The following is a 23,742-nucleotide window of genomic DNA, read 5'->3' on the forward strand; positions in this document are numbered from 1 at the left end:
TTCACCTCATATTGCGAATTTATAGTCTATTTGCAGCATCCCTTCTGCAAGATCAAAGTTCTTTCAACCTCTTATTCATCTGCACTACCAAATAACCTGTTAAAGAATACAGAGAATGCCTGAACTATAAGAAGAAGGACAACTGATACAGCTGCAGCATAACCCATCTCATATCTTATAAATCCATAGTCCTCAACGTGGTTTACGATAAGCTGTGCTCCATAACCCGGTGTAGGATTACCTGCAAGCATTGTAGAAATCGTACCGTTCTGGAAAGCACCAACTATCTGCATTACTGCTGCAAACAGCATCTGTGGTTTCATGGAAGGAATCGTTACATAGATCATTTCCTGAAATCTGTTCTTAACACCATCTATTGCAGCTGCTTCATACAAACTCTCATCAACATTCAAAAGTCCTGCAAGGATAGACAAAAAGCCAATACCCATACTGGACCAGAGTCCAATTATTATAACTATAGGAAGAAGGTACTGAGAGCTTGAAAGCCAGATGATAGGCTCATCTATTGCTCCTATATCCATAAGCCATGAATTGATATAACCTGTCTGGTCGCCTGTGAACATGATCTTCCACAAAACTGCCATTGCAACACCTGTTGTCATACTTGGTGAATACAATATAAGTGCAAATATTGTTCTGGGTCCTTTAGTAAGATTTGAAAGTGCCCAGGCAAGAAGAAAAGCAAGAGCATATCCTCCAAGACCAACTATAAGAGCATATTTGACAGTGTTTGGAAGTACGTACTTCATGAACACATCATCAGCTGTTATAAGATTTACATAATTCAGAAAGCCGACAAAGCTTGGAGCCTGAATCGTATTAAAGTTTGTAAAGCTAAGACCTATTGCAGTAATAACAGGTGTCAGTATGAATATTATGAAAAGAATCGCATAAGGACCTGTAAACAAATATCCTGCCTTATTTGAATGTGATCTGGCCCCTACCTTGGCTTTTTGCAAAAACATTTTCTTTGTTTCCCCTTTTTATGATAGAAATGATTGCTATTCTTATCGCTCCATTATTTCTCTGACCTTATCAACAGAAGGTGTTATATATTCTTCAAGAACATTGCCATCAGAATCTATATATCCAAATTCTTCAAGCTTTCTTCTTGTCTCTCTGTCAACAGATTTAACCGTCTCATCTATCTCAGATCTTACGGATTCACCATTTACTACTACATCATTAAATGCATTTGAAACTTCTCTTTCCATCATGTAGCTTCCAAGAAGTCTTGGTGCTTCCAAAATATTCTGTGCCTGTTCAAGGATTACATCCTTGTCATCTGTAGGATATGGAAGGAGCATGAATGCATCAAGAGTAGCTGTAGGCCAGATATATTCATCACCATAGAGAATCTGAAGTCTTTGACCAAACTCAGCCTGAACACTTGTGCTTGACCACCAGTCCATGAACTCCCATGCCTTTTGTTCCCTTTCATCATCTGATGAGAACATTACGGTACTTTCTGCGCCACCTGACATATACCTGAGAACTTCGCCTGTCTCTTCATCAACGATTCCCGGAACAAGAGATATTTCCCATGAGTTCGCTATTTCAGGAGCAGCGTTAAGTATGAGGTTATAGGAATTGAAATCCGCGATACCAATAGGAAGATCGCCATTTCTAAAATGCTGGTAGAAATTAGGTACATCTACAGGCAGATCATATAAAGTAAAAAGTTCTGTAAGCTGTGTAAATCCTTCTACTGATGCCTCAGAATCAAGCTCTATATCAAGAGCTGTATCTCCGTAAAGCTCTCCACCATTTTGAAAAATAAGAGGTGTCGTTCCATGGAAGTTCCTCATAGCAAGCATTGCAGCTGTAGGATAGTAAACATTAAGACCTCTCATCTGAAGATCAGGAAGCATTGCTATAAGTTCATCCATAGTATCAGGAGCTTCCAGCCCAAGCTTTTCAAGAACATCAGTCCTGTAGAACATTACATAAAAGTTCATTGTCTCCGGAAGAGAATAAAGCCCATCGCCTACAACAGACGGAACCAAAAGGCCATCCGAATACCTTCCGAACACTTCCTTATAGTTATCAAACTTAGTAAGATCAACGAGTGCTCCCCTTATCGCCAGATCAAAAGGTATTGAATAATTTATACCTGTCGCTATATCAGGAGTATCACCCGAAGCATTAGACAATATCAGCTTCTGAGCATCTGTCATGATCGAAAGATCTACTTCTATTCCTGTCGAAGGAGTAAACTCTTCATCGATCATTTTCTGCATGATCTCAACATACTGTCTGGGTCTGTTAACCCAAACCTGAATGTGAGACTCATCTGTATTACTTGCTGAATAGCTCTGTCCAAAGAAGGAATATACAAATCTCCTGGCGCTCATCATAAGTCCTTCGAAGAAGTTAAGGCCAGATGGAAGCTTTGTATCATTTTGGAAAAGATATATTCTGTCAATAGCAAGATCATTGTCATTCATGATGTCAACAAAGTTAGCTATCTGAGTATTTATAGAATTAACACTTGTTGAAAGTTCATCTACTCTGTAAACAAGTTCATCAGGTTCATCTGCAAGCGTCTGAAGCTGATCAGCAGCTATAAGAAGATATGAAAAAGCTGCAACTTCGCTTGGATCATCAGCATCAACATAAACCTGCGCCTGCTCGGTTATTGAATAAAGATCATCTACCCATCCCTGAAGTCTTTCCTGAAGATCAGGAATATATCTTGTAAGTTTAAGATCACGATATTTATCTTTGTTAGTGCCGGCAACCTTAGTAACTTCAAGTGACAGATCGCTTATCTCAGACATGATCCTGTCAACTTCTTCAAGAGCATATCTGATATTCTCAGCACTAATAGTCATTGATATAGTATGCTCGCCTTCTTCAAGATATACACTGAGTGCATTTCCTTCAGAATCTGTAAAAGCTTTGGTAGAAAACTTCGTTGACTTGGTCAGCCAATAAGATTCAAATGCTGTATTTGGGATTTCATCATCGATCCTTATATCGAGGAATACAGGAAAGTCATTTTTTTCTGACTGTCTGTAATTCATTGCAAGATTGTAATATCCTGCTTTTTCAACATTAAAGCTGTATGTGACTCTCTGACCTGCAGTATTAAATGAATCTTCATCGATCACATTCAAAACTGTCTGCTTGGCTGAAAGAGGACTAAGAGAATTGTCAAACTCGCCTACAGCATGTATTGATGAGTCATTACGATAGGTAAAGTCTTCACCCTCTATAACGATAAGAGAATCACCCTCAGCTGTTTCTGAACCGGTATATTCTGTAATCTCTATTGGAGAAGAAAGTGTTATATCTCCAAGAAGCATGGAACCTTCTTTTACAGAGATCTCAAATGTATGTTCTCCTTTTGATAGTTCCACAAGAAGCGGTTCTGAATAACGATAGCTTGAATCACCAAGTTCCTTATGTTCCCACTGTATTAGCTTAGTAGGAAGAGCTACTATCTCATTACCATAACGGTCAACATCTGTCTCCTGTTCAGAAACCCAGGTAGTTTCAAGTGTCAGGCTTCTAGTCTCATAAAAAGGATAATCACCATCAACCATGAATGCTATTTCCAAAGGAAGGATTGATTCATCATAAGAGAGATAGTCAAAACCTATTTCATATAATGCATCTTCAGGAACATTTACAGTTACTTCAAATGAATCACCATGAGTTACATTTACTACGCTTCCGTCACTATAATCATAAGAATCATCTGTAAGTAAAGACACATAGTCCTTATTAAGGACATCTTCCATCTTGTAAGTAACATCATCTCCCTGATATCCTGATGAAGTATACTTTTGACTTATAGTTGTGTAATTGGTTGAAAGTCGCTGAAGGCTTGACTCTTCTGATTCCTCAGAAGCATTTTCGCTACTTACAGAAGAATCCAGAGAATCAGATGTATCAGCTGTTATATCAGCTGAATCTGTTTCTGATGCCTGGACAGACAATACAGATGTCTGTCCAATAAAAGATGTCAAAACCGCAAGAGCAGTCAATAAAACTGATGTTTTCTTGATACTGCTAAAAGAATTTCCCCTTACTAATGCCATTTTACAGCTCCCCAAGTAATAAGATTGGTTTTACTTATTTCTGTATTTTAGATTTTTATTAAATAATTCACTTTTATCATATAAAGCTTACATCCCAATTTTAGATTTTTCAATAGAATTTTACTTTTATCTATATAGAAAAGATAGCTTTATTTTTGTGCACTTTTAGGCCTTGCAATATAGCGATATATAGTATCTTTAGATTCAGTTAAAAATCACCTGTGAATCTTGATTATATTTAAGGACCAGGGATCAAGTTTTATATTAGTAATATTATCGCAAAGGCTTATTTCATAAGCCTTTGGAAGGATTGTCTCAGGAACATTGACATTTGGAACATCAACCAGGTCAGGGTCAGCACTAAGCACTATACCTTGAGCTTTACCTAAACTATTTCCTTCGAATAGTATCTTAACTTCCTTTTTTATATCCGTTGCATTAGCCAGTTTTAGATAAATGTATTCTTCATCTTTAACTGCTGATGCAAAAATGTCTCTGTTATAGCTTTCAAGCTTATAAGTAAGATCTCCCAAAACAGATCCGCCATTTTCGAAAAAGGCTGTGATCTTCTTTCCATTATCGCCGCCAAAGGATAAAGATGCTGATACTTCAGCTCCTATATCCACTTTCTCCATATGACAGGCTCTTAGATTACCTGCATAGACGCTTGATGAATAGTCACCCATGGTATAGCCTTCAAGACCGTTTTTATAAACCTTAAGTCCTGTTCCATTTATGCTATCTCCTATGCAGTACTTAAACAGACTTATCCTGGATTCATCAAAATCCCCGGGTTCTTTTGTAAAGCCGCATCCAATCTCGATCACTGCATCTTCATCAAGCTTTACAGCCCTTACTTTTACTGTATAATCGCTAAGATCAAAGCCATCTACTTCATCAAAAAGAAGATATTTAGTATTACTTGTTCCATCAAGTACTATTCCTTCGTTATAATCCTTGTGATAGATCACTTCTTTATCTATATTAGAAGTAACATTTATATCCAAAAACTTTACTCTTCCATTTGATGCTGACAGCGTAAAGCCTCCATGAGGCTTTAAAGGCGTCATCTTTCCGCCTTCAATCTTTCTTTCATCAAGTTTTAAAAGCTTTTCTCCCTGATTAGTCATAAAGAGCTGCTGAACAAAATATGTAGGAGTTCTATATACTTTAGTTTTGTCAAACCATATACAGTCAGGTGTCCACCTATATGTTCCGTCCGTTGCTATCTGATTGAACAATGGCGCTGTAGATGCCATTCTTACAACATCAGAATTTCTTTCATATCCGATCATGGTAGCAGCTTCTGCTATCGCACCCTTTAAAGTATTTTTGTCAGTAGATGCATACTCTCCAACAAATACCTTTGGACACTTGTCTTCATCTATGACTTTCTTACCATTTGCATCATTTTTATAAGCTCTCTGGTAGTAGTTATATCTGTCAACATTTTCAAGAAGATAATCATTGGACCTGTAATAATGCTCATCAACAATGGTATCAATGTAGTCTTCTTTGTATTTGTACCAGTCAATCTTTTCTTCAAAAGACTTTGTACCATCAGTAAACATATAAGAATCTACGCCTTTATGCTTTCCATATAAGAACTGCCATCCGATCTTATAAGCATCATCATCAGCCTGAGCACCTGCAGTAGATACGATAACAAGCGGATATCCCGGATATACTTTATCCAAATGATCCTTTATCCTCTTATAAAAGATCTCAAAGTTAGCAAAAAATTCATCGCCCCAGTTTTCATTACCTACGCCAAGATAATGAAGACCAAACGGTTTCTCGTGGCCCATGCTCTTTCTAAGGCTTGCCCACTTGTTATTTTCAAAATCTGTACTTATGGCAAAATCAATAAGGTCTATGAAACCTTCTATATACTTCTCTCTAAGGCTTCCTCCTGCAGGATTTGCATAATCACTACGCGCCTGGCACAAAACTCCGCAAGCCATAACAGGAAGAGGCTCTGCGTTTAGATCTTCAGCCATCTGGAAATATTCCATATAGCCAAGTCCCATTGTCATGTTATAGCCCCAGACATTGAAGTTTTCCCGTCTTATTGCAACATCTCCTACTGAATCCTTCCAGTCATACACATTCTCCCAAGTATATGAGCCTTCCGAAATACAGCCGCCAGGGAATCTTATAAATGAAGGATGCATATCTACAAGACTCTGCATTATATCAGGGCGAAGACGATAATTGGGATTACCCTTATAATTATCATTAGCACTCTTTGAATCAGCTTCCTTGTTTAATCCCCATACCTTTTCAGGAATAAGAGATACCATATCTATGCAGCAGCCTTTACTTAAACCTAAAAGAAGCTGACCCATAAATGGACTTTTATTATTATCTAAAATATCTTTACAGGATATTTTTATTCTTTGAGTATACTTGCTCCAGTCCTTGCCACCTTCTACTTTTATAATAGTCTTATCTGATACATCACGGCCTTTTGAATCCTGCAATACTATTTCTATACATGTATCATTAGCTGATTTTGCATAGATGGAAAAATCGTAATAGTCTCCAATTGTAAAAGCCATGGCACATTCGCCTTTTTCTCCGCAAAATCCGTGATTTATAAGCCTAGCATCACTCCTTGCTTTTATATAATGAAGGTTACAGGTCTTATCATAACCAAGGGATTCACTTAATGTGTCCTCATCAAGAACTTCTACCTTATCAGTATCTCCGAACCAGTATGAAAGCGGTGCATAGCTCTTTCCTCCTGATATTCCGTTCTCGGCACTTTTGGCACTATAATTATTAAAAGTAAAATTTTCAAAGCTTCTGTTTTGAACAAGTTCTGCGTATATTCCGCCATCGGCACTATGATTTATATCTTCAAAGAAAAGTCCAAACAAAGTTTTACTTATATCTAAAACATCTTCATTGGTATGAACAGTAAGTTCATATGGAATTGTTCCTGCTGGAACAGCTTCTGATCTGTAGCTTTTAGAAATGGAAGCATCACCTTTTTTAAGATTAGCTGTTACTGTAAGACTTACCGCATCTTTGATAGGGCCAAGATCGCCTTTTTCATCGATGATACCTTCAGGCTTTATATCCCAGCTTACATCTACTTTGCCCTTCATAAGTGTTTTAGGAAGATCCAAATGATCTGTGATCATATCAAGAGGCTTATTAAGAAACTTATCTCTTGCTACATTAAGGATCTGCTCATCCGAAAGCCTCTCGCATAAAAGATCTATAACCTCTTCCTGTGAAAGAACCTTATTATAAATTCTAAAGTCTGATATTGCTCCTTCAAAATATGGATCAACTTCATACTGAGATTTTCCAATATAGTTTCTTGTAAAGCTTCCGTTTGAAAGCATATCCATAAAGCTTCTGAATATCTTATAATTTCCGCTTGAAGTCTGGCTTATCATCCCATCTGAAGCAAGCTCTCCGCTTACATAAAGTCTTGGACCTGCGCTAGATGCTGTTCCTTCCATCGAAGGAGTTATCGTCATAACAACATGTGTCCATTTCCCCATTGGCGCAGGCTTACCTGCATCAGCCGGAAGATCTGACTCTTCATAACATATGCCTCTTAAAAATCTTGTAAGAAACAGATAAGGACCGTTCTGATCCTTTCCAAAGTCAAAAATTCTCTCCCAGCCGGCCTGCTTTCCGCATGGATTAACCCATGCAGAAATTGAAAGTCCTGTCATGTCATTTACTTTATCAAAGACACTTTCAGGAAGTTCAAAATATGATGAAGTACCTTCTTCTCCTCCCTGGAAAACTGCTGCGTCTACTCCATTAACATTTTCAATAAACGGAGCTTTTTCTCCAAGCGCCATAGCATCCTTATTATTACCCGATTCATCTTTGCCCGGATTATCCTTATCATCAAATGGATACCATGCAATAAGATTATTACTATTCAAAAGCTTTTCCATATCATCTCCCAATTTCGTTATCAAATGAAAATACCGGATTTCCGTCGTTATCCCATTTAATCGGCATTAAAAATGCATGTCGGTTAGGATTGTACAAAGGATCTCCAACTATCACAGATTCTGTACGAGCGTGATAGACCATAATATCGTTGCCATCTTCATCAACCGTAAATGAATTATGGCCTGGTCCATATATGCCCTTTTCTTCGTCAGATTTAAGAACAGGATATCTTGACTTATCCCAGGATCTTGGATCAAGAAGATCACTGTTTTCATCAGCTGTAAGCATACCAACACAGTAAGCTATTCCTGTCTCACTTGATGAGAAGGTCAAAAAGATCTTACCATTTCTCTTTATAACGCCAGGTCCCTCATCAACCCAGAATCCAACTCTCTCCCAGTCGTAATCAGGAGTTGTAAGAAGTACCTGTACAGTCTTTAAAGTATAAGGATTTTCCATTTCTGCTATATAGAGATTGGAAATCTGTCTTCCTACGCCAACCTTTTCTGCCCAGACGTAGTACCATCTGCCTTTATTTTCAAAAACTGTTGCATCAAGTGAAAATGCTTTAAATGAAAACTCATCATCCTTGGCTGCCTTTGGGATACCCTTTTCAACCCATTCATCCTTCATAGGATCACTGCCCTGACACTCAAGAATATAGGGACGAAGTGCCCACTTATTCTCCGCCTCTCCTGCTCCAAAGTAGATGTACCATTTACCCATAACAAAGTGAAGTTCAGGTGCCCATATATGATCCCCCATAGGACCTGTCTTATGTTTAGTCCATATGGTTACCTCTTCTGCATCCTTAAGACCATACAGAGTTTTGGATCTTCTTAATGCGATTCTGTCATATGTAGGAATTGAAGCTGTAAAATAATACCAGCCGTCATCACTCTTCACTACATAAGGGTCTGCTCTTTGAAGTATCCATGGTTCATTGAATTTAAGATTTGTATCTCCCATCATTGACCTCGTTTCTTGGCTGCTAAAGAGAGCATTTTTCTCCTTGCAAGCAAATTTGTTTTATTTGTTTGTGTCTAAATAAATTACTTTACTAATTTCTAAATTATATGGGGTATACAGCTTCTTTGCAAGACTGTTTTAGAATTTAAAGACCAAAAAGATGCTTTTCTTTACATTTTTATAAAATATAGCCAATTTATTTTAGTAAAAACTGTTTATTATTATAGATAAAAATGCGCGCAAAAAATGCGTAGCAAGTTGCTACGCATTTTTCGTAAGAATGATTTTTTATATAAATATATATATAAGACTATTTATATAAGACTAATTATATAGTCATTACTCTTTGTTATTTCATTTAAGAAGTCACTTTTTAAACGTTGATCTCAGCTTTTACTCCAAGCTCATCCTTATTAGCTTCAAGTATAGGAGCAACCACTTCACCAAGGAACTTTTCTACCTGGTGAGCACTGCATCCAACATATTTGGAAGGATCCATTGATTTCTGAAGATCCTCAAGTGACATATGGAATGCAGGATCAGCAGCTATAAGCTCAAGAAGGTTATTATCCTTACCTTCAACCTTAACATTCTTGCCAGCTTCCATAGAAAGCTCTCTGATTCTTTCATGAAGCTCCTGACGGTCTCCGCCTGCCTTTACAGCATCCATCATGATATTCTCTGTAGCCATGAATGGAAGCTCAGACATAAGACGCTTTTCAATTACCTTAGGATATACAACAAGTCCGTCAACTACGTTAAGGCACAGATCAAGGATACCATCTGTTGCAAGGAAGCCTTCCGGAACTGAAAGTCTCTTATTAGCAGAATCATCAAGTGTACGCTCAAACCACTGAGATACCTCTGTGATCGCAGGATTAAGTGTATCAACCATCACATATCTTGCAAGAGAGCAAATACGCTCTGATCTCATAGGATTACGCTTATAAGCCATAGCAGAAGAACCGATCTGGCTCTTTTCAAATGGCTCTTCAACTTCCTTAAGGTGCTGAAGAAGTCTTATATCCTGTGCCATCTTGGTAGCAGACTCAGCGATTCCTGCAAGAACATTTACAACCTTAACATCAATCTTACGTGTATAAGTCTGACCTGATACGCTGACCCAGTTACTAAAGCCCATCTTCTCAGCGATCATAGGATCAAGCTTATCAACCTTTGAAAGGTCGCCTTCAAAGAGCTCTAAAAATGATGCCTGTGTACCTGTAGTACCCTTGCATCCAAGAAGTCTCATATTATCAAGTACATAATCAAGATCTTCAAGATCATATGTGAAGTCCTGAAGCCAGAGACAAGCTCTCTTACCTACTGTTGTAGGCTGTGCAGGCTGGAAATGTGTAAAGCCAAGTGTAGGAAGGCTCTTATACTCATCAGCAAACTTTGAAAGCTCAGCTATAACATTTACAAGCTTCTTACGAACAAGTCTTAAACCTTCAGTCATTATAATAATGTCAGTATTATCACCAACATAACATGAAGTAGCACCAAGGTGAATAATAGGCTTTGCCTTAGGGCACTGAACACCAAAAGCATATACATGACTCATAACGTCATGACGAACCTCTTTCTCACGAGCTTTGGCAACATCATAATTGATGTCATCCTGATGCTCTTTCATCTCATCTATCTGTTCCTGAGTAATACCAAGTCCAAGTTCCTTTTCAGTTTCTGCAAGCGCAATCCAGAGCCTTCTCCATGTTCTGAATTTCTTATCCTGTGAAAAAATATACTGCATCTGAGGGCTTGCATAACGCTCAGATAATGGACTGGAATAACGATCCGTACTCATAACATCCTCCTGACCTTTGCTATCAATATACAAATAATTCTCGCCTTTATAATACTATCAGATACATCTGAATATAGATCAGCATCAAACTATCTGACAATACATATCAAGGTAGTAATTATATTTGCGATATACTATAAATAATATCTTATACATAAAACATCAAGATATTTTTAATGCAATCGCCTTTACATTTATAGCAAATCTCACCGATTTAATCAAGCTTTTTTGAACAGATGTTCAAAATGTTTTATCAGCAATCTGTCAGCAGGCATACGAGAGTATTCTTAATGCGAAAATGAAAATAAATGATTCTTACAGCTCGACTCCCTGGAATCTTGCAACCTGATCAAGAATTTCATTGGCGTAGCGGGGATAGCTTCTGGCAAGATCCTCAATCTCAGAACGAGCTCCACCTATTACCATCTCTCTGTTATAATCCATTCTCTTTCTAAGGGACTGTCTTTGAACTATAAGATTATGACGAACTTCTACTTCTTCATTATGATTAATAAGCGCCTCCGGCTGATGCAGCCATATTTCAGGTGACTTAACCTGAGAGTAGCGAAGCGCGCGAAGAAGTTCTCTTTGATCATCAGCAAGCTGCTTCTCGGCTTCTTCAAACTGGATTCGCTGAGCCCTCTCTTCACGATAACGATCCATCATTGACTGGAGCTGACTGCTGGATTCAACCCCATATTTTAAATACATATAATCAAGGAGATTCAGATTGTTGACATATCTGACTTTAACAGTATTTTGAAGCTGTATAAGACGTGCCTTGGCAGCTCTTACAGTCTTCCTTTCCTGCATACAGGCGCCATGTCTCATATAAAGCCCAACAATTGACAAAGCCGCTACAAGTATTACAAGCATATATGCAAGAGTAACATCAAGTCTCATGACTGTCTGCAAACTTACAAGTACTATAAGGATCACCACAAGAGCTATTACTGTAAATATAGAAAGATTTCTATTAGTAACAAGTGCTTTATCGGCTTCTGATTTTCTGTAATCATAAGCCTGACGTTCATTATCAAGTCTGATAAGATCTTTTCTTATCTTCCTGTGATAGTCTTCAGATTCCTTCATCTTGTTTATGATATCACTACCCTGCCCTTGAAGCTTCTCAACGCGTTCATACTCTTTGTCTGTCATCTTACTTTTACGTTTCAGGTACTGCTGGCGCTGTTCTTCATTTTCATAGATTTTTCTGGCATACTCATTGATAGTATTACGTTCATCCTTTGGAAGTTCATTAAGAAGCTCCATGTCGTGGAGGTATCCGGTCACAGTTCTGTATTCATATTGAAGTGCTTCGATCTGCCTGCTGCCCTCTTCCATCTGCGTAAGACAGCTTTGAACATAGCTTCTCCGTGAAGCGGCATCATCTATATTTACTCCATCTCTTGAGTAGATTACCTTTTCCCAGTCTCCTACTTCATGTCTTTCGCGATGAAGTTTTTCTTTTTCAGATTCTTCTAAAGAATCTTTCTCTTCATCTTCGTAAACATCCGAAAGTTCCAGGTCTTCATCATCTTTTTTCGAGCGAAACAAGTCCAAAAATCCCATGGTCTTCCTTTCCCGAAGCTATAAAAGCACTTCAGCTGCGAATTATTCTTGAATACCAGATTCAAGTACACATCTTCCTGTAATCCTCTTTCATGCTGCTTATTATTTCATTCATTCCATTTTTATAGGCTGTATGATTGCCCTCTGTTCTGTAAACAGAAAGCGTAGCAAGCTGATGCTTGTCGTCTCCCGCATCATATATAAGCCCTGCATCACTCATCTTCTTCTCCAGTTCCATTGACAGAAGATATGCATCTTTATTGTCAGCCATATAATCGACGTACTGCTTCTCTGTCATACATATTCTTACGGCATACATATATGACATAAGCGCACTTTTGGTATGAATAAGATCATACTCTTTTCTAAAGCAGTCCGCTGCTTCCATAAAATAAAACTTCCTGGCATAAATAACTCCAAGATTATGATAAACTACGGAAAGCTCAGAAACAGCACCTTCCGGCAGATTCTCTTCAAGGTACCTGTACTCCTGTTCAGCACTTGAAAGCTTACCCTTATCAAGGAACATACGGGCTTTATTAAATTTCTTGTCGAACTGATCCATGTGAGAGCTTTGTTCGAGAAGATTTCTTATTTCTCTTATCTCTTCTTCTGTGTTATATCCAACATATATAAGGATATTCATTACAATTTCAGATAAGCCGGCATTCTGATCCTTTAATTTTATAAGCATATCTGAAAGAGGCTGAAGGTGAAGTCTGTCCCTTATCCATTCAATAAGATTTTCATCAATATCATCATCTTCAAGCATAAAAGCATTATTGGTTATGACATAACACAGCTCTTCAATGGTATAAAGCTGCTTATCAAAGTGTTTCATATAATACGGTGTATCTGATCTTGCACCGACACACATTTTGACATTGCTCATACAAACTCCATCTATGTACTACTCAAATACTATTTACTAAAATACTATTTTTTCAGATAATATTTTCTATTTCTAAGTCTCTTCTGCATGAAACATCAAAGCTCCATGTAGTACCGCTTGAAGGATATATCTCTCCGAATCCCTGATCTTCAACATATACAGTAAGTATCTCTTCAGACTTCATGCGAAGATCTATCCTAAGTCTTGTGGTCCTGTCAGGACGTTCCGGAAGGTCCTTGAGCTCTAAAACTTCTTCATGCTGCGTTCCTTCTATAACAGAAGTCATAATAAGTTTAAGCTCAGGCTTTGTATCAAGTATAACGCTTATGGATGCAGCTGCATCATACCAGGATATTCCTGCATCAAGAAGTGCATGATATACTTCTTTGCCTGATTTATCCACAAGCATTCCGATATTATAAAATAGCTTATCCTTTCTTAAGAAAACATAATCAGAAACAAAGTCGCTTGGACATATCTTCTCTCTTGCAGCTATACTCGCACCTTTAGAAAAAAGATTATTACCAAGAAACACCCTTCTTCCCATGCAAAGGAATTTAAGGCTCTTCTGCATCCACTGAGATCTGAAGCCACTTCCAAGAAGATATACGGAATTTACAACAATATTTTCCATATGATGTCTCAAAAGGAACAACAGCTGCTCATCCATCATATCTATCTTCTCGTCTGAAGCAGGAAGCTCAGGATCTGCAAGGGCAAGATCATCATAATATGAAGTATCAACACATGCGACAATGGGACTAAGTCCCCTGTTGAACCTAAGCAGATATACATACATCCTGCCAAAATCATAACTTACAGCTATAACATTCTGCTTTTTAAGTTCATCAGACTGATACAGCATATAGTAATACAAACTTTCTTCATAGCTTTGGTATAGTACATCACAGCCATCAAGCCCCAGCTTATCGACTACCATAGCAAGGACTTCCACCATCTTTTCATCAAGGTCTCTTGCCGTAAAGACTATCGATTTGACAAGTTCCATCGACATTTCCATGGACAATAGAGACAGACTTCTTTTTATAAAAAGAGCAAGAAGCGCAACAGGACTGTACTCGGTCCCATCAACTTTTACAACAGATCCCTCTCTTGCCTTTTGAACAAGATCATTTATCTCAATATCATCATTTTCTTTTATTCTCTTAACAGCATCCTTGCCATAATACCAGTTAGAAGTCCCCTTTTCCTTGGAAAGAACAGTTGGAATATTATAAAGTTCCGCTCCCGCAAGGACAGAAAGAGTCTGCGGCATATCAGAATCCGATGACAGATAGGAAATCTGGCAGAAGGAATCAGATAGGTCATATCCAAGTACATAGCTTTTAGATTTTTTAGTATCAAATATCATACAGGTTTAAAAAACTCCTCCACAAGGAATTTGTTCTTATAATAATCTGATGCAAGCTTGAACTGGGCCTTGTCATCATTAAGTGCTTCAGACATCATCACATCATTGATAAGGCCATACATACCATGCCTTGAGCCTTCAGTAAAACTCTCATCTGCAACCGACAAAGCGCCGCTTTCAGTAAGAATCTGAGGCTTTACGTGGCCATTCTCATCAAGTCTTTGCTCTGGATCTTCAGTTATATAGTACTGAATCTGTTCTCCATAAAAGAGTATAAAGTTAGCAGCATAGATTCCGTCATACATCTCTTTAAGGTCCTGAACGAGATACTCACCATTTTCTATATCGCCCTTATCAGTTACCATCATATAATGAACTCTGCATCTTATATTAGGTCTTGTATGATACTCAAGAATCACCCTGTCTGCAAACGAATACATAAGAGTAGATATTCCGGTATAGTTTTTGTAAAAATCAAAATACAGATCATTAGTTATAAGGGTCTTGAGAAAATCTTTACAAACCTCATTATTTCTTAAGATGCTTACATCTTTTTGATCAGAATAGTTTTTGGCTAAAGTATCTCTTTCTGCAGAGCTTATATAAGCAAAGAACTTAAGATAAGCCATCTTGGTAACTATAGGAAGCTCAATACCATTCTTATGTAAAGCTTCTATACGGTTATAAATATAAGGCTCAGTAACCTTATCCCTTACCATATAATCATAAGAACACTGAGCAAGATATGCTATCTCAAGATCTATAAATGTTCCTGTTCTTACATAACTTCTGTAAAGATCAACATGATCTCCAAGATAGGAGCCTGTATAAAGCATCTGTACCAGAATCTTCTCTATAAGATCCCTGTTCTCCATACCGTATGAATCTGAAGCCTTAAGAAGATCTCTCATCTCTTTGATGGTTCCATCAAAACTGTTACATAAAAACAAAAGCGTCGGCTCATCATATTTGCCCATGCGGAAAGCATACCAGGCAATTTCTGCAAGTATCTTATCTTCGCTATCCCTTTGCACATCGAATGCTCTTCCACACAGACGCATAATGATCTTAGGATCGATCTTGTAGCATCCATAACGTCTCAGCCACTTGATCGCCTTATCATACATACCGGTAAGGACCATAAGTTCAAGCATCTCACTGCGCTGCCTTTGAGTAAGCTTCTCAGGTTCAATAATATTAAGGTATTCAGACAGCTGTCTCATAAAATCATTCTCATAATAAAATCTTATGAGGTCAGATCTTATCTGTGCCCTAACATCTTCTCTTATCACGTCAGAATCAGCCAGATCCCTGTATCTTGAAGCATTTTCTAAAGTTATGGTGTAGGCACTTCTTCCAAGTTCACACAAAAACTGGTCAAGATTCTCAGTACCGCTCTGAATGTAAGGCGTAGTCAGGGACAAAAGATTCCTTGGATTCATCACCTTTGTAATAGTATACGGAGCAGAAGCTGCGTGTCTGTCGCCATTAGCATCAGCAAGAAGTATGGTATATTCACTTCCATAAAGAGGAAGATTACATACCCTGTTAACAACATCATAATGCATCTGGCTTCTGCACTTGTCATATATAACGATTACTTCACGTATATCAGGATCTTCAACAGTTATTCTGCAGGTATATAGTATTGCAAGGAACTTCTGTGCATTCTGAGCATCTATCATCTGAGGTGTTACAACATGCTCGTATAGCCATCCAAGTGCCGGGTTTATATGTCTTTTTTCAATTTCTCCCACAAGAAACTTGTCTATCTGGAATCTGTAGGATTCAAAAAGCTCCGGATAATCATCCTTGTGTTCATATACATATCTGTATAAAACAGCATTCTTATTCCAGGGAAGATTACTTTGATATGAGAAATACATAAGTACAACCCTCGGAATATCATCAACTGCTCTTCCATCCTCATCTTCCGGAAGGGACATCATATAATATTCATAAAGCCTTGTAAGACGAAGCTGCTTACTTGCGCCCTTTTTGTACCATGTATAACTGTCCTTGTCACATCTTTCTCCCTTCATAAGAAGTGAACATAAGGCAAGGAGTGCTTCGTCGCTTTCCTGTGTTTCATTACAGGCTTTAAGTATCTTGTAAAGACGCTTATCATAATTCCTTACATTGCCGGCAAGATAAGTAACCTGTTCCATAACAGGTATAGTAAGTATTCCCTGATCTGCAGCAAACTCAAGAACAGAGATAGTAAAGTCATCTATTCGTAAAAAGAGTTCCGGCTTATTCTTAAGTATTGTAAAAGCATCCATATATACAATAGGAGAATTACAGCCGCGCTCATACTGCCCCTGAAGAAGCATCCACTTATTCTGCGGATTAAGAGAATACTCATCAGAAACATATCCCAGTATCCAGGCTATACGCCAGTTATCAGGATGTCTTTTAAACACCTCTTCTATAAGCTCAGTAGCCTTTTGTATATCAGACTCTTCCCTGCTTATAAGAGTCTGAAGATACAGATAATAGCAGTAAGTCTGCTGTCCATACTCTGTACCAAGGCGGGCAAGCCTGTCTATTTCAGGCATTATCTGTTCAAGAATATACTGCCCCTGTCCCATTCTTCCTGCTGTTATAAGGAAATGCACACCGTAAAGCTTAAATTCTATATCATCAGGATCTTCGGTAAACATACGGCTTATGAGCTTGCCTGTATCAGCCATCCACTGTCTTGATGACACCCTTCTTCCTCTGAAAGCAAGATAGGATCTTAAAAGCTCATGCGTAAGGCGCTTTTTTCTTATATAACTTTTGTGCTTTTCTTCGTCATGATCGATCGATGTTACAGTAACAGGTACTTCAATATGAGTATACTCATTGGATATTTTTATGCATCCATAGTTGTTACCGCCATGAAGATATTCAGGATCTATTCTGAAATGAAGATAGGCCTTACTTCCAAGAAAGTCATCATCAGTAAGGTAAGTCTTATCTCCAAAGAGAAAGTCTCCTTCAAATTCAACTCTAAGATGAGCAAATCCCCATCCACCCTTAGTCAGGATAATACTTCTGTCAGTGATCTCCTTAGGAGCCTCTTCTTCAAAGCTCTTAACATCACACTCTATGGTTACAGGCTGCTTTTTATTGATTGCCACAAGAAACTCGTCCATGTTGTGCTGTGACATATTCTCCTTGGCAAGTCCCCTGTAAAGACTCTCATATTGGGCATCATTGCCCTTAAATATAAAATGGAACTGATTTGAATAAAAAAGATGAAGTGCCTCATCCCACTCAGATCTTGCAAGATTGGTAAAGTGGAAAAGATTTCTGATATCCCCAAGGCTTGAAGAAATTTTGGGCTGCTCTACACTTACGCTAAAAGGCAGCATATACTCCCCACGATTAGAGACAACTCTAAAATAGCCTTTTATGACATCTCCGCCCGAAAGGCCTTCACTGTGAAAGCGATAGGATATCTCACTCTTTTCACCCAAAAAGCTGTCTGTAAGGATCTCCATTCTGATCTCTGTAGATGAGACTGTTCCCTTGGACATCTTCTCTTTGGGCCCCGTAACAATAAAAGTACCTTCTATCTCTTCGCCCTCTTGTATATTAAGTTCGAGCTGCTGGAAGGAAAAAGATAGCTCCCCTCTGTCATACTCAAACTGTCCTTTTAAAATCCGGTCAATACAATCTTTCAAAAAAACTTCCCCCGACTAAGCATTTAATATTATTATGATACCACAAAAATCCCCGAAATACACTCCTGTACGTATTTCGGGGATTTTTACTTTAAATATTTAAATAATCAATTATTTTCTGTCACAAGAACCATAATATCATTGGAACGGTTAATGAACTTAAGCATATCATCACCTGAAAGAGGTGCATTCTGTATTCTCGCAAGATCATAAAGCTGTTCGCAGATCATCTTATTGTTCTTGTCATCTTCATGCTCCATAACATACTTAACAAGTGGATGATTAGCATTAAGAACAAGTGTCTGACCTTCCTTAGTCATATCAGGCATAGAACCCATTCCATTAAGAGCATACATCTTCATCATATCCTGCATACGACGGCTCTCTTCAGAAACTGTAAGGATTGCAGATACCTTCTTATCCTTGATCTTCTGGATCTTAACTGTAAGGGTATTGTTATCAACCGCCTTACGCATCTTGTCCTGAAGCTTTGTAGCAGCTTCTTCTAATTCCTTTTCAGCCTTCTTGGAAGTCTTTGAAGTAAATGTATCTGTAAGATCTGCATCAATTCTCTGGAATTTGATGTTCTCATTCTTCTGTTCGATAGACTGCATGAAAGGTGTATCAATATTTGTATTAAGAATGAATGCAGTCATCTTATGAGCCTTGAACATGTTTATATACTGGCTCTGCTGCTGTTCATCAGTTACGTAGTAGATAATACGAGGCTCTTTTTCCTTAGAATCCTTATCATCAGAAGCCTTGTCTTCACCTTTATTGTCATCTGTAACTGTATCGCCGTTTTCATCAACAACATCTACATCAACTTTATTGCCGTTTTCATCTGCAGCTTCTTCCTTGGCAGCCTCTTCTTCTGCTTCCTTATTGATCTGAAGAGCTTCAGGAAGAGTTGAGTACTTGCCATCAAGATCCTTGAACATGATGAAATCATTGATCTTCTCCGCAAACTTCTCATCCTTAAGGTAACCATATTTAATGAAAGGAGCTATATCATCCCAATACTTATCGTAATTATCCTTATCAGTCTTGCAAAGGCCTGAAAGCTTATCAGCAACTTTCTTACTGATATAATCAGAGATCTTCTTTACAAATCCATCATTCTGAAGAGCTGATCTTGATACGTTAAGAGGAAGATCAGGACAATCAATAACACCCTTAAGAAGCATCAGATAATCAGGAATAACTTCTTTGATGTTATCAGCAATAAATACCTGATTGTTGTAAAGCTTTATGACACCTTCAATAGATTCAAATTCCATGTTGATCTTAGGAAAATAAAGTATACCTTTTAAATTGAAAGGATAGTCCATATTAAGGTGAATCCAGAACAAAGGCTCTTTGTAATCATTGAAAGTCTTTCTGTAAAACTCAAGATATTCATCTTTGGTGCAATCATTAGGAGTCTTGGTCCAAAGAGGATGTATATCATTAAGAAGCTGTGGACGACGACGAATCTTGAACTTCTTTTCTTCAGGTTCCTTGGATTCCTCTTTCTTAGCATCGTCTGTGTTCTTAGCTTCTTCCTTGACTTCTTCAATAACAACATCGCTGTCAAGCTTCTCTGACTCTTTGACGATCTCTGTACGATCCTCATCTACCTTTGAAAGATAGATTTCATAAGGCATGAATGAGCAGTACTTCTGGATTACTTCTCTAGCCTTATATTCATTACAGAACTCAAGGCAGTCTTCTGAAAGATGAAGTGTGATTGTTGTTCCTACGCTATCCTTAGAGCCATCTGACATTTCAAATTCTGATGATCCATCGCATGTCCAGTGAACTGCTGTAGAACCTTCCTTGTAAGAAAGAGTATCGATATCAACTCTTTCAGATACCATAAATGTTGAATAAAAGCCAAGTCCGAAATGACCTATGATCTGATCATCTGAAGCCTTATCCTTGTACTTTTCAAGGAATGCTGTAGCTCCGGAAAATGCTACCTGGTTAATATATTCCTCAACTTCATCTGCAGTCATACCAATACCATTATCGGTAATAGTAACAGTCTTCTCTTTATCGTTAAGCACAACGTCTACTCTGGGCTTGTATCCTTCAGGGATCTCATAATCTCCCATTGCATCCATCTTTCTGACCTTTGTGATAGCATCACAAGCATTGGAGATTACCTCACGATAAAAGATATCATGGTCTGAATACAGCCATTTCTTGATGATCGGAAACATATTCTCCGAATTGATACTTAAATTACCTTTTCTTCCTGCCATTCCTAATGCCTCCTGAAACATAAATATTAGGATATAATCTTCATATTTGATAAAGATTAGATCAAACAGACATATATGTCTGCAAGTATTTTAGATAAAACAAATCCTCGTACCTTAAGTACTATTTACTTAAAATTTGTTCACTTAGTAATATTAATTCTGGTCTGACCAAAAGTCAATAAATAATTAGCACTCAAACGACATGAGTGCTAACAAAAATCATCTAATGCAGTGTTTATAAGGTTTTCCCTAGTTCTTAAACTTTTATAAACTGGTATTTCATCTTATGTTTTTCCATTTTCCAGTAGTATTATCATCTTAATTATTTTCCATTTACCACTGGTATTTTTACTTTGCTCTTTATCTATTTACCACTGGCATTTTTATCCTTAACCTTTTTTATAACCTTCCAGGGATAAAATACAAACTCAGGATAAACCAGCTTCTCAAAAAGCCATGCTGTAACTATTGATCCAATGGTGCCAGCGATAAGGCCAAGAACCACATGAAGCTGAACATCTCTTATTCCAAAATATATCAGCAGGGTTCTGACACTTGCTGCATATATCGTATGTAATAAATATACAGGAAAAGTATATTTGGACAAAACTGTAACATTGCTGCTTGTAATGCCGCTTGCTTCTATATATTTAAAAAGCATAGTAAAACCAAGGCAGGCAAGCGTTCCAAGAAGAAGTGTCCATGCGCTGAAGGTCGCTCTGTAGCCATAAGAATACAAAGCACTTGAAAGGCCTGTAAACAGGATAAGAAATACAAGAGCTGTAAAAAGTATTCTCTTTTTAGGTGCTATATTACCAAATCCCATATTCTGCATTATCATTCCAAGCACAAACCAAAAGCCATACTGAGCCATAGAATACGGAATAAAAAAGGCAACAAATTTATTCGATAAAAGATAAAGTACGAAAAATCCCAAAAGTATCACCATAAGGACTTTTGAATTTTTAATATTAGGAATAAAAAGGAACAGAAAGAACAAGGTATATAAATACCAGTACTGAGCAAGAGCCGGAGACTTTAAAAGAAAGGACCACAAGTGCCCTGTCCTTATATTAACAAGATCTACAAAGCTGTTTTTCAAAAGCCATGTAATAGTTGAAAAAACAAAATACGGAACGCCAAGAGCCACAAGCTTATATCCCACATTTCCAAGCCATGACATTAAGCCTGTACCCCTGTCACTTTTGGCATATAGATATCCGCTACTCAAAAAGAATAACTGTACATGGAAAAGGTATATAAACCAAATAAAAAAAGTAAGCCTTGGTTCGCGCACAAGTATCCCCGTGCGCTGAAGTCCCTGGAGCAGATGCCCCACAAGTATCAGCGTACAAGCAAGTACTTTTATGCTGTCTATCCAGGTCTCCCTTTTACCCATGTCACTTAATCCTCAAAATACTTATTGTATATATCAAAAAATTCTTTGGTTGTTACTTCAGGATCATCACATAAAGAGATGTTATCCCATAGCTGACTGTTGATCTCTCTTGTAAGCCCCTTTGCAAACTCATCATACTCCTGTGCAAAAGCTTCACTTCTTCGCTCTTCAGCTATACGGACCTTATTAAGCTCTGTTTCTTCCTTGTCAAAGGTTGTAACACACTTTATGAGCATGTAACCATCCTCTGTTTCTATTATATCTGAAATCTCATCAGTTGACAGGTTAAATGCAACAGTTTCAAGATTTTCGTCGACTTCCCCTTTACCAAAGGAAACAGTTCCATCATCAGCTTCATTATATGTCTCAACCATGCTTTCAAAGGATGCACCATCTAAAAGCTGCTTTTCAATATCCTGCATCTTGGCATAGATCTCTGCCTTAGCTTCTTCTGACATCTCAACACGGTTACCGCTTTCATCAGTCTCGTAAGTTTTAAGAAGTATCTGCTGAACAGTAAGTGTTCTTGCTTCATCATCACTGACTTCAGGATTTATATCTCTTATAGTATATTCATAAAGCTTTCCTGCAAGAGCATGTTCTTCATAAAGCGTCTGTATGGTATCAAGGGTCACATTGTCCATCGCCTTAATATCAGCTTCAGACAAAGTTTCATAGTACTCTTTTGCAGCACTCTCTGCAGCTTTGATCTCAGAATCATCAAGCATTATTCCATTATTTTCTGCCAAAAGAACCATAGTCTTTATCTGGGCAAGTCTTGCAAGACAGGTTGATTTAAGATTCTCAGTAAGACTATCATCCGAATCCCAGATACCACTTCCAAGCGTACTTTGATAAGAGTTCTGAGTATTTATAAGATATACTTCAACTTCAGCAAGGCTGCAGGAAATATCTTCAATACGAAAGACCTCATCTTTGGAAAATCCGGTAGTAAGAACAACACTAATACTATCCTTGCCACCCGCAAAGGGGTTGGCACACCCGCTTAAAACAAGGCATGCCATAATGCAAAGCGCCAGTACTTTTATATTTTTTTTGAAAGAAAAAAGATTCTGCAAAAAAGTCATATACCCTAGTCTCGTCTAAATCTGAAAGTGATACCACCTAAAGGTGATGGGTTATCTTGATCATTTTATATATTACGATGTAGGTGTCAAAAGTACCTTTTGACACCTTATGACGGTCGGATTGTTCCGTTTCTACGAAACTCCCACATCTACGTTCCACTCCGGTCGGCGCAAAACAGACATCCCCCGGATGTCTTGCGCCCTCAAACATTCACAAATCCGCACTACGTGCTACTTTGCTCATGTTTGGCGGGTCATAAATTCATATTCGATTTCGAGCAAGCTTGAATCGAAATGACTTTTGACCCTTACGTCATAAAAAGACTTTTGAGCCTTATGACAAAATATATGTTTTGAGCGTAAGACTATTCTTATCATATGATTTTAATAGTAAAGTTAATTATTTTTTATAACGAGCAAAAAGCGAAGCGATTGCGATTTCACCTAATTAAAATATTAATCATTAAAGCTTAGATATAGCTGAAAAGATTATCACAAGCATTTTAGATTTTGCAGACTAATGCTCGTGACTATAGCAATGAGATATAGTCTGTGTTTGCATAAGGTTTATTTCTATATGACGGGGATATTAGATGAATATTGATATTAAGAAAATTACGGAAGGACAGGAATATGTAACGATACGTTATAAAGATCTTACTCCTTCTATGAAAAAAATAATAGGAATCCTCGAAGGAACCGACGATAAACTTTGGGGCAAGACCGATACAG

Annotated in this window: 12 protein-coding genes; all 12 read right to left on the reverse strand. The window is 37.8% G+C overall.

What is annotated here, in order from left to right:
* Positions 1-71: 71 nt before the first annotated feature.
* The 12 genes from K6G87_RS10805 to K6G87_RS10860 all read right to left on the reverse strand — a co-directional run bounded on the left by K6G87_RS10805 (position 72) and on the right by K6G87_RS10860 (position 22,947).
* On the reverse strand, positions 72-986 hold the full coding sequence (locus tag K6G87_RS10805) for a carbohydrate ABC transporter permease (RefSeq protein ID WP_296836927.1): 915 nt from the start codon (positions 984-986) through the stop codon (positions 72-74).
* Positions 987-1,028: 42 nt separating this feature from the next.
* Entirely contained in the window at positions 1,029-4,067 is a 3,039-nt protein-coding gene (locus tag K6G87_RS10810; protein ID WP_296836929.1) for an extracellular solute-binding protein, read from the reverse strand.
* Positions 4,068-4,282: 215 nt separating this feature from the next.
* Positions 4,283-7,993, reverse strand: a complete 3,711-nt coding sequence (locus tag K6G87_RS10815; protein ID WP_296836933.1) for an alpha-L-arabinofuranosidase C-terminal domain-containing protein — start codon at positions 7,991-7,993, stop codon at positions 4,283-4,285.
* Position 7,994: 1 nt separating this feature from the next.
* Entirely contained in the window at positions 7,995-8,963 is a 969-nt protein-coding gene (locus K6G87_RS10820; RefSeq protein WP_330669822.1) for a family 43 glycosylhydrolase, read from the reverse strand.
* A 373-nt stretch (positions 8,964-9,336) separates the two neighbouring features.
* Positions 9,337-10,770 carry an adenylosuccinate lyase gene (purB, locus tag K6G87_RS10825; RefSeq protein WP_296836939.1) on the reverse strand — a complete coding sequence of 478 codons (1,434 nt, stop codon included), beginning with the start codon at positions 10,768-10,770 and terminating at the stop codon, positions 9,337-9,339.
* Positions 10,771-11,085: 315 nt separating this feature from the next.
* A complete protein-coding gene (locus tag K6G87_RS10830) occupies positions 11,086-12,342 on the reverse strand; it encodes a hypothetical protein (protein WP_296836942.1) in 1,257 nt (418 codons plus the stop codon).
* A gap of 61 nt (positions 12,343-12,403) precedes the next feature.
* Complete coding sequence (locus K6G87_RS10835; RefSeq protein WP_296836946.1) at positions 12,404-13,234, reverse strand: hypothetical protein; 831 nt, start codon at positions 13,232-13,234, stop codon at positions 12,404-12,406.
* 52 nt (positions 13,235-13,286) lie between these two features.
* Positions 13,287-14,606: a DUF5716 family protein gene (locus K6G87_RS10840; protein WP_296836948.1), complete on the reverse strand. Its 1,320-nt coding sequence runs from the start codon at positions 14,604-14,606 to the stop codon at positions 13,287-13,289.
* Positions 14,603-18,277, reverse strand: coding sequence for a DUF5717 family protein (locus K6G87_RS10845; RefSeq protein ID WP_296836951.1), 3,675 nt, complete (start codon positions 18,275-18,277; stop codon positions 14,603-14,605). The genes K6G87_RS10840 and K6G87_RS10845 overlap by 4 nt, the downstream gene beginning before the upstream one ends.
* Positions 18,278-18,384: 107 nt before the next feature.
* Positions 18,385-20,523, reverse strand: a complete 2,139-nt coding sequence (gene htpG / locus K6G87_RS10850) for a molecular chaperone HtpG (RefSeq protein WP_296836954.1) — start codon at positions 20,521-20,523, stop codon at positions 18,385-18,387.
* Positions 20,524-20,887: 364 nt separating this feature from the next.
* The gene (locus K6G87_RS10855; RefSeq protein ID WP_296836957.1) at positions 20,888-21,922 is read right to left on the reverse strand and encodes an acyltransferase family protein; all 1,035 of its coding nucleotides are present in this window, start codon (positions 21,920-21,922) and stop codon (positions 20,888-20,890) included.
* Between the two features lie 5 nt (positions 21,923-21,927).
* Positions 21,928-22,947, reverse strand: a complete 1,020-nt coding sequence (locus tag K6G87_RS10860) for a peptidylprolyl isomerase (RefSeq protein ID WP_296836959.1) — start codon at positions 22,945-22,947, stop codon at positions 21,928-21,930.
* Positions 22,948-23,742: the final 795 nt, after the last annotated feature.

This window comes from Butyrivibrio sp. (assembly GCF_024699075.1).

What these genes read in the sequence shown, in the direction of transcription:
- K6G87_RS10805 (WP_296836927.1), bottom strand. Translation starts at nt 986, where the DNA reads ATGTTTTTGCAAAAAGCCAAGGTAGGGGCCAGATCACATTCAAATAAG.
- K6G87_RS10810 (WP_296836929.1), bottom strand. Translation starts at nt 4,067, where the DNA reads ATGGCATTAGTAAGGGGAAATTCTTTTAGCAGTATCAAGAAAACATCA.
- K6G87_RS10815 (WP_296836933.1), bottom strand. Translation starts at nt 7,993, where the DNA reads ATGGAAAAGCTTTTGAATAGTAATAATCTTATTGCATGGTATCCATTT.
- K6G87_RS10820 (WP_330669822.1), bottom strand. Translation starts at nt 8,963, where the DNA reads ATGGGAGATACAAATCTTAAATTCAATGAACCATGGATACTTCAAAGA.
- purB (WP_296836939.1), bottom strand. Translation starts at nt 10,770, where the DNA reads ATGAGTACGGATCGTTATTCCAGTCCATTATCTGAGCGTTATGCAAGC.
- K6G87_RS10830 (WP_296836942.1), bottom strand. Translation starts at nt 12,342, where the DNA reads ATGGGATTTTTGGACTTGTTTCGCTCGAAAAAAGATGATGAAGACCTG.
- K6G87_RS10835 (WP_296836946.1), bottom strand. Translation starts at nt 13,234, where the DNA reads ATGAGCAATGTCAAAATGTGTGTCGGTGCAAGATCAGATACACCGTAT.
- K6G87_RS10840 (WP_296836948.1), bottom strand. Translation starts at nt 14,606, where the DNA reads ATGATATTTGATACTAAAAAATCTAAAAGCTATGTACTTGGATATGAC.
- htpG (WP_296836954.1), bottom strand. Translation starts at nt 20,523, where the DNA reads ATGGCAGGAAGAAAAGGTAATTTAAGTATCAATTCGGAGAATATGTTT.
- K6G87_RS10855 (WP_296836957.1), bottom strand. Translation starts at nt 21,922, where the DNA reads ATGGGTAAAAGGGAGACCTGGATAGACAGCATAAAAGTACTTGCTTGT.
- K6G87_RS10860 (WP_296836959.1), bottom strand. Translation starts at nt 22,947, where the DNA reads ATGGCATGCCTTGTTTTAAGCGGGTGTGCCAACCCCTTTGCGGGTGGC.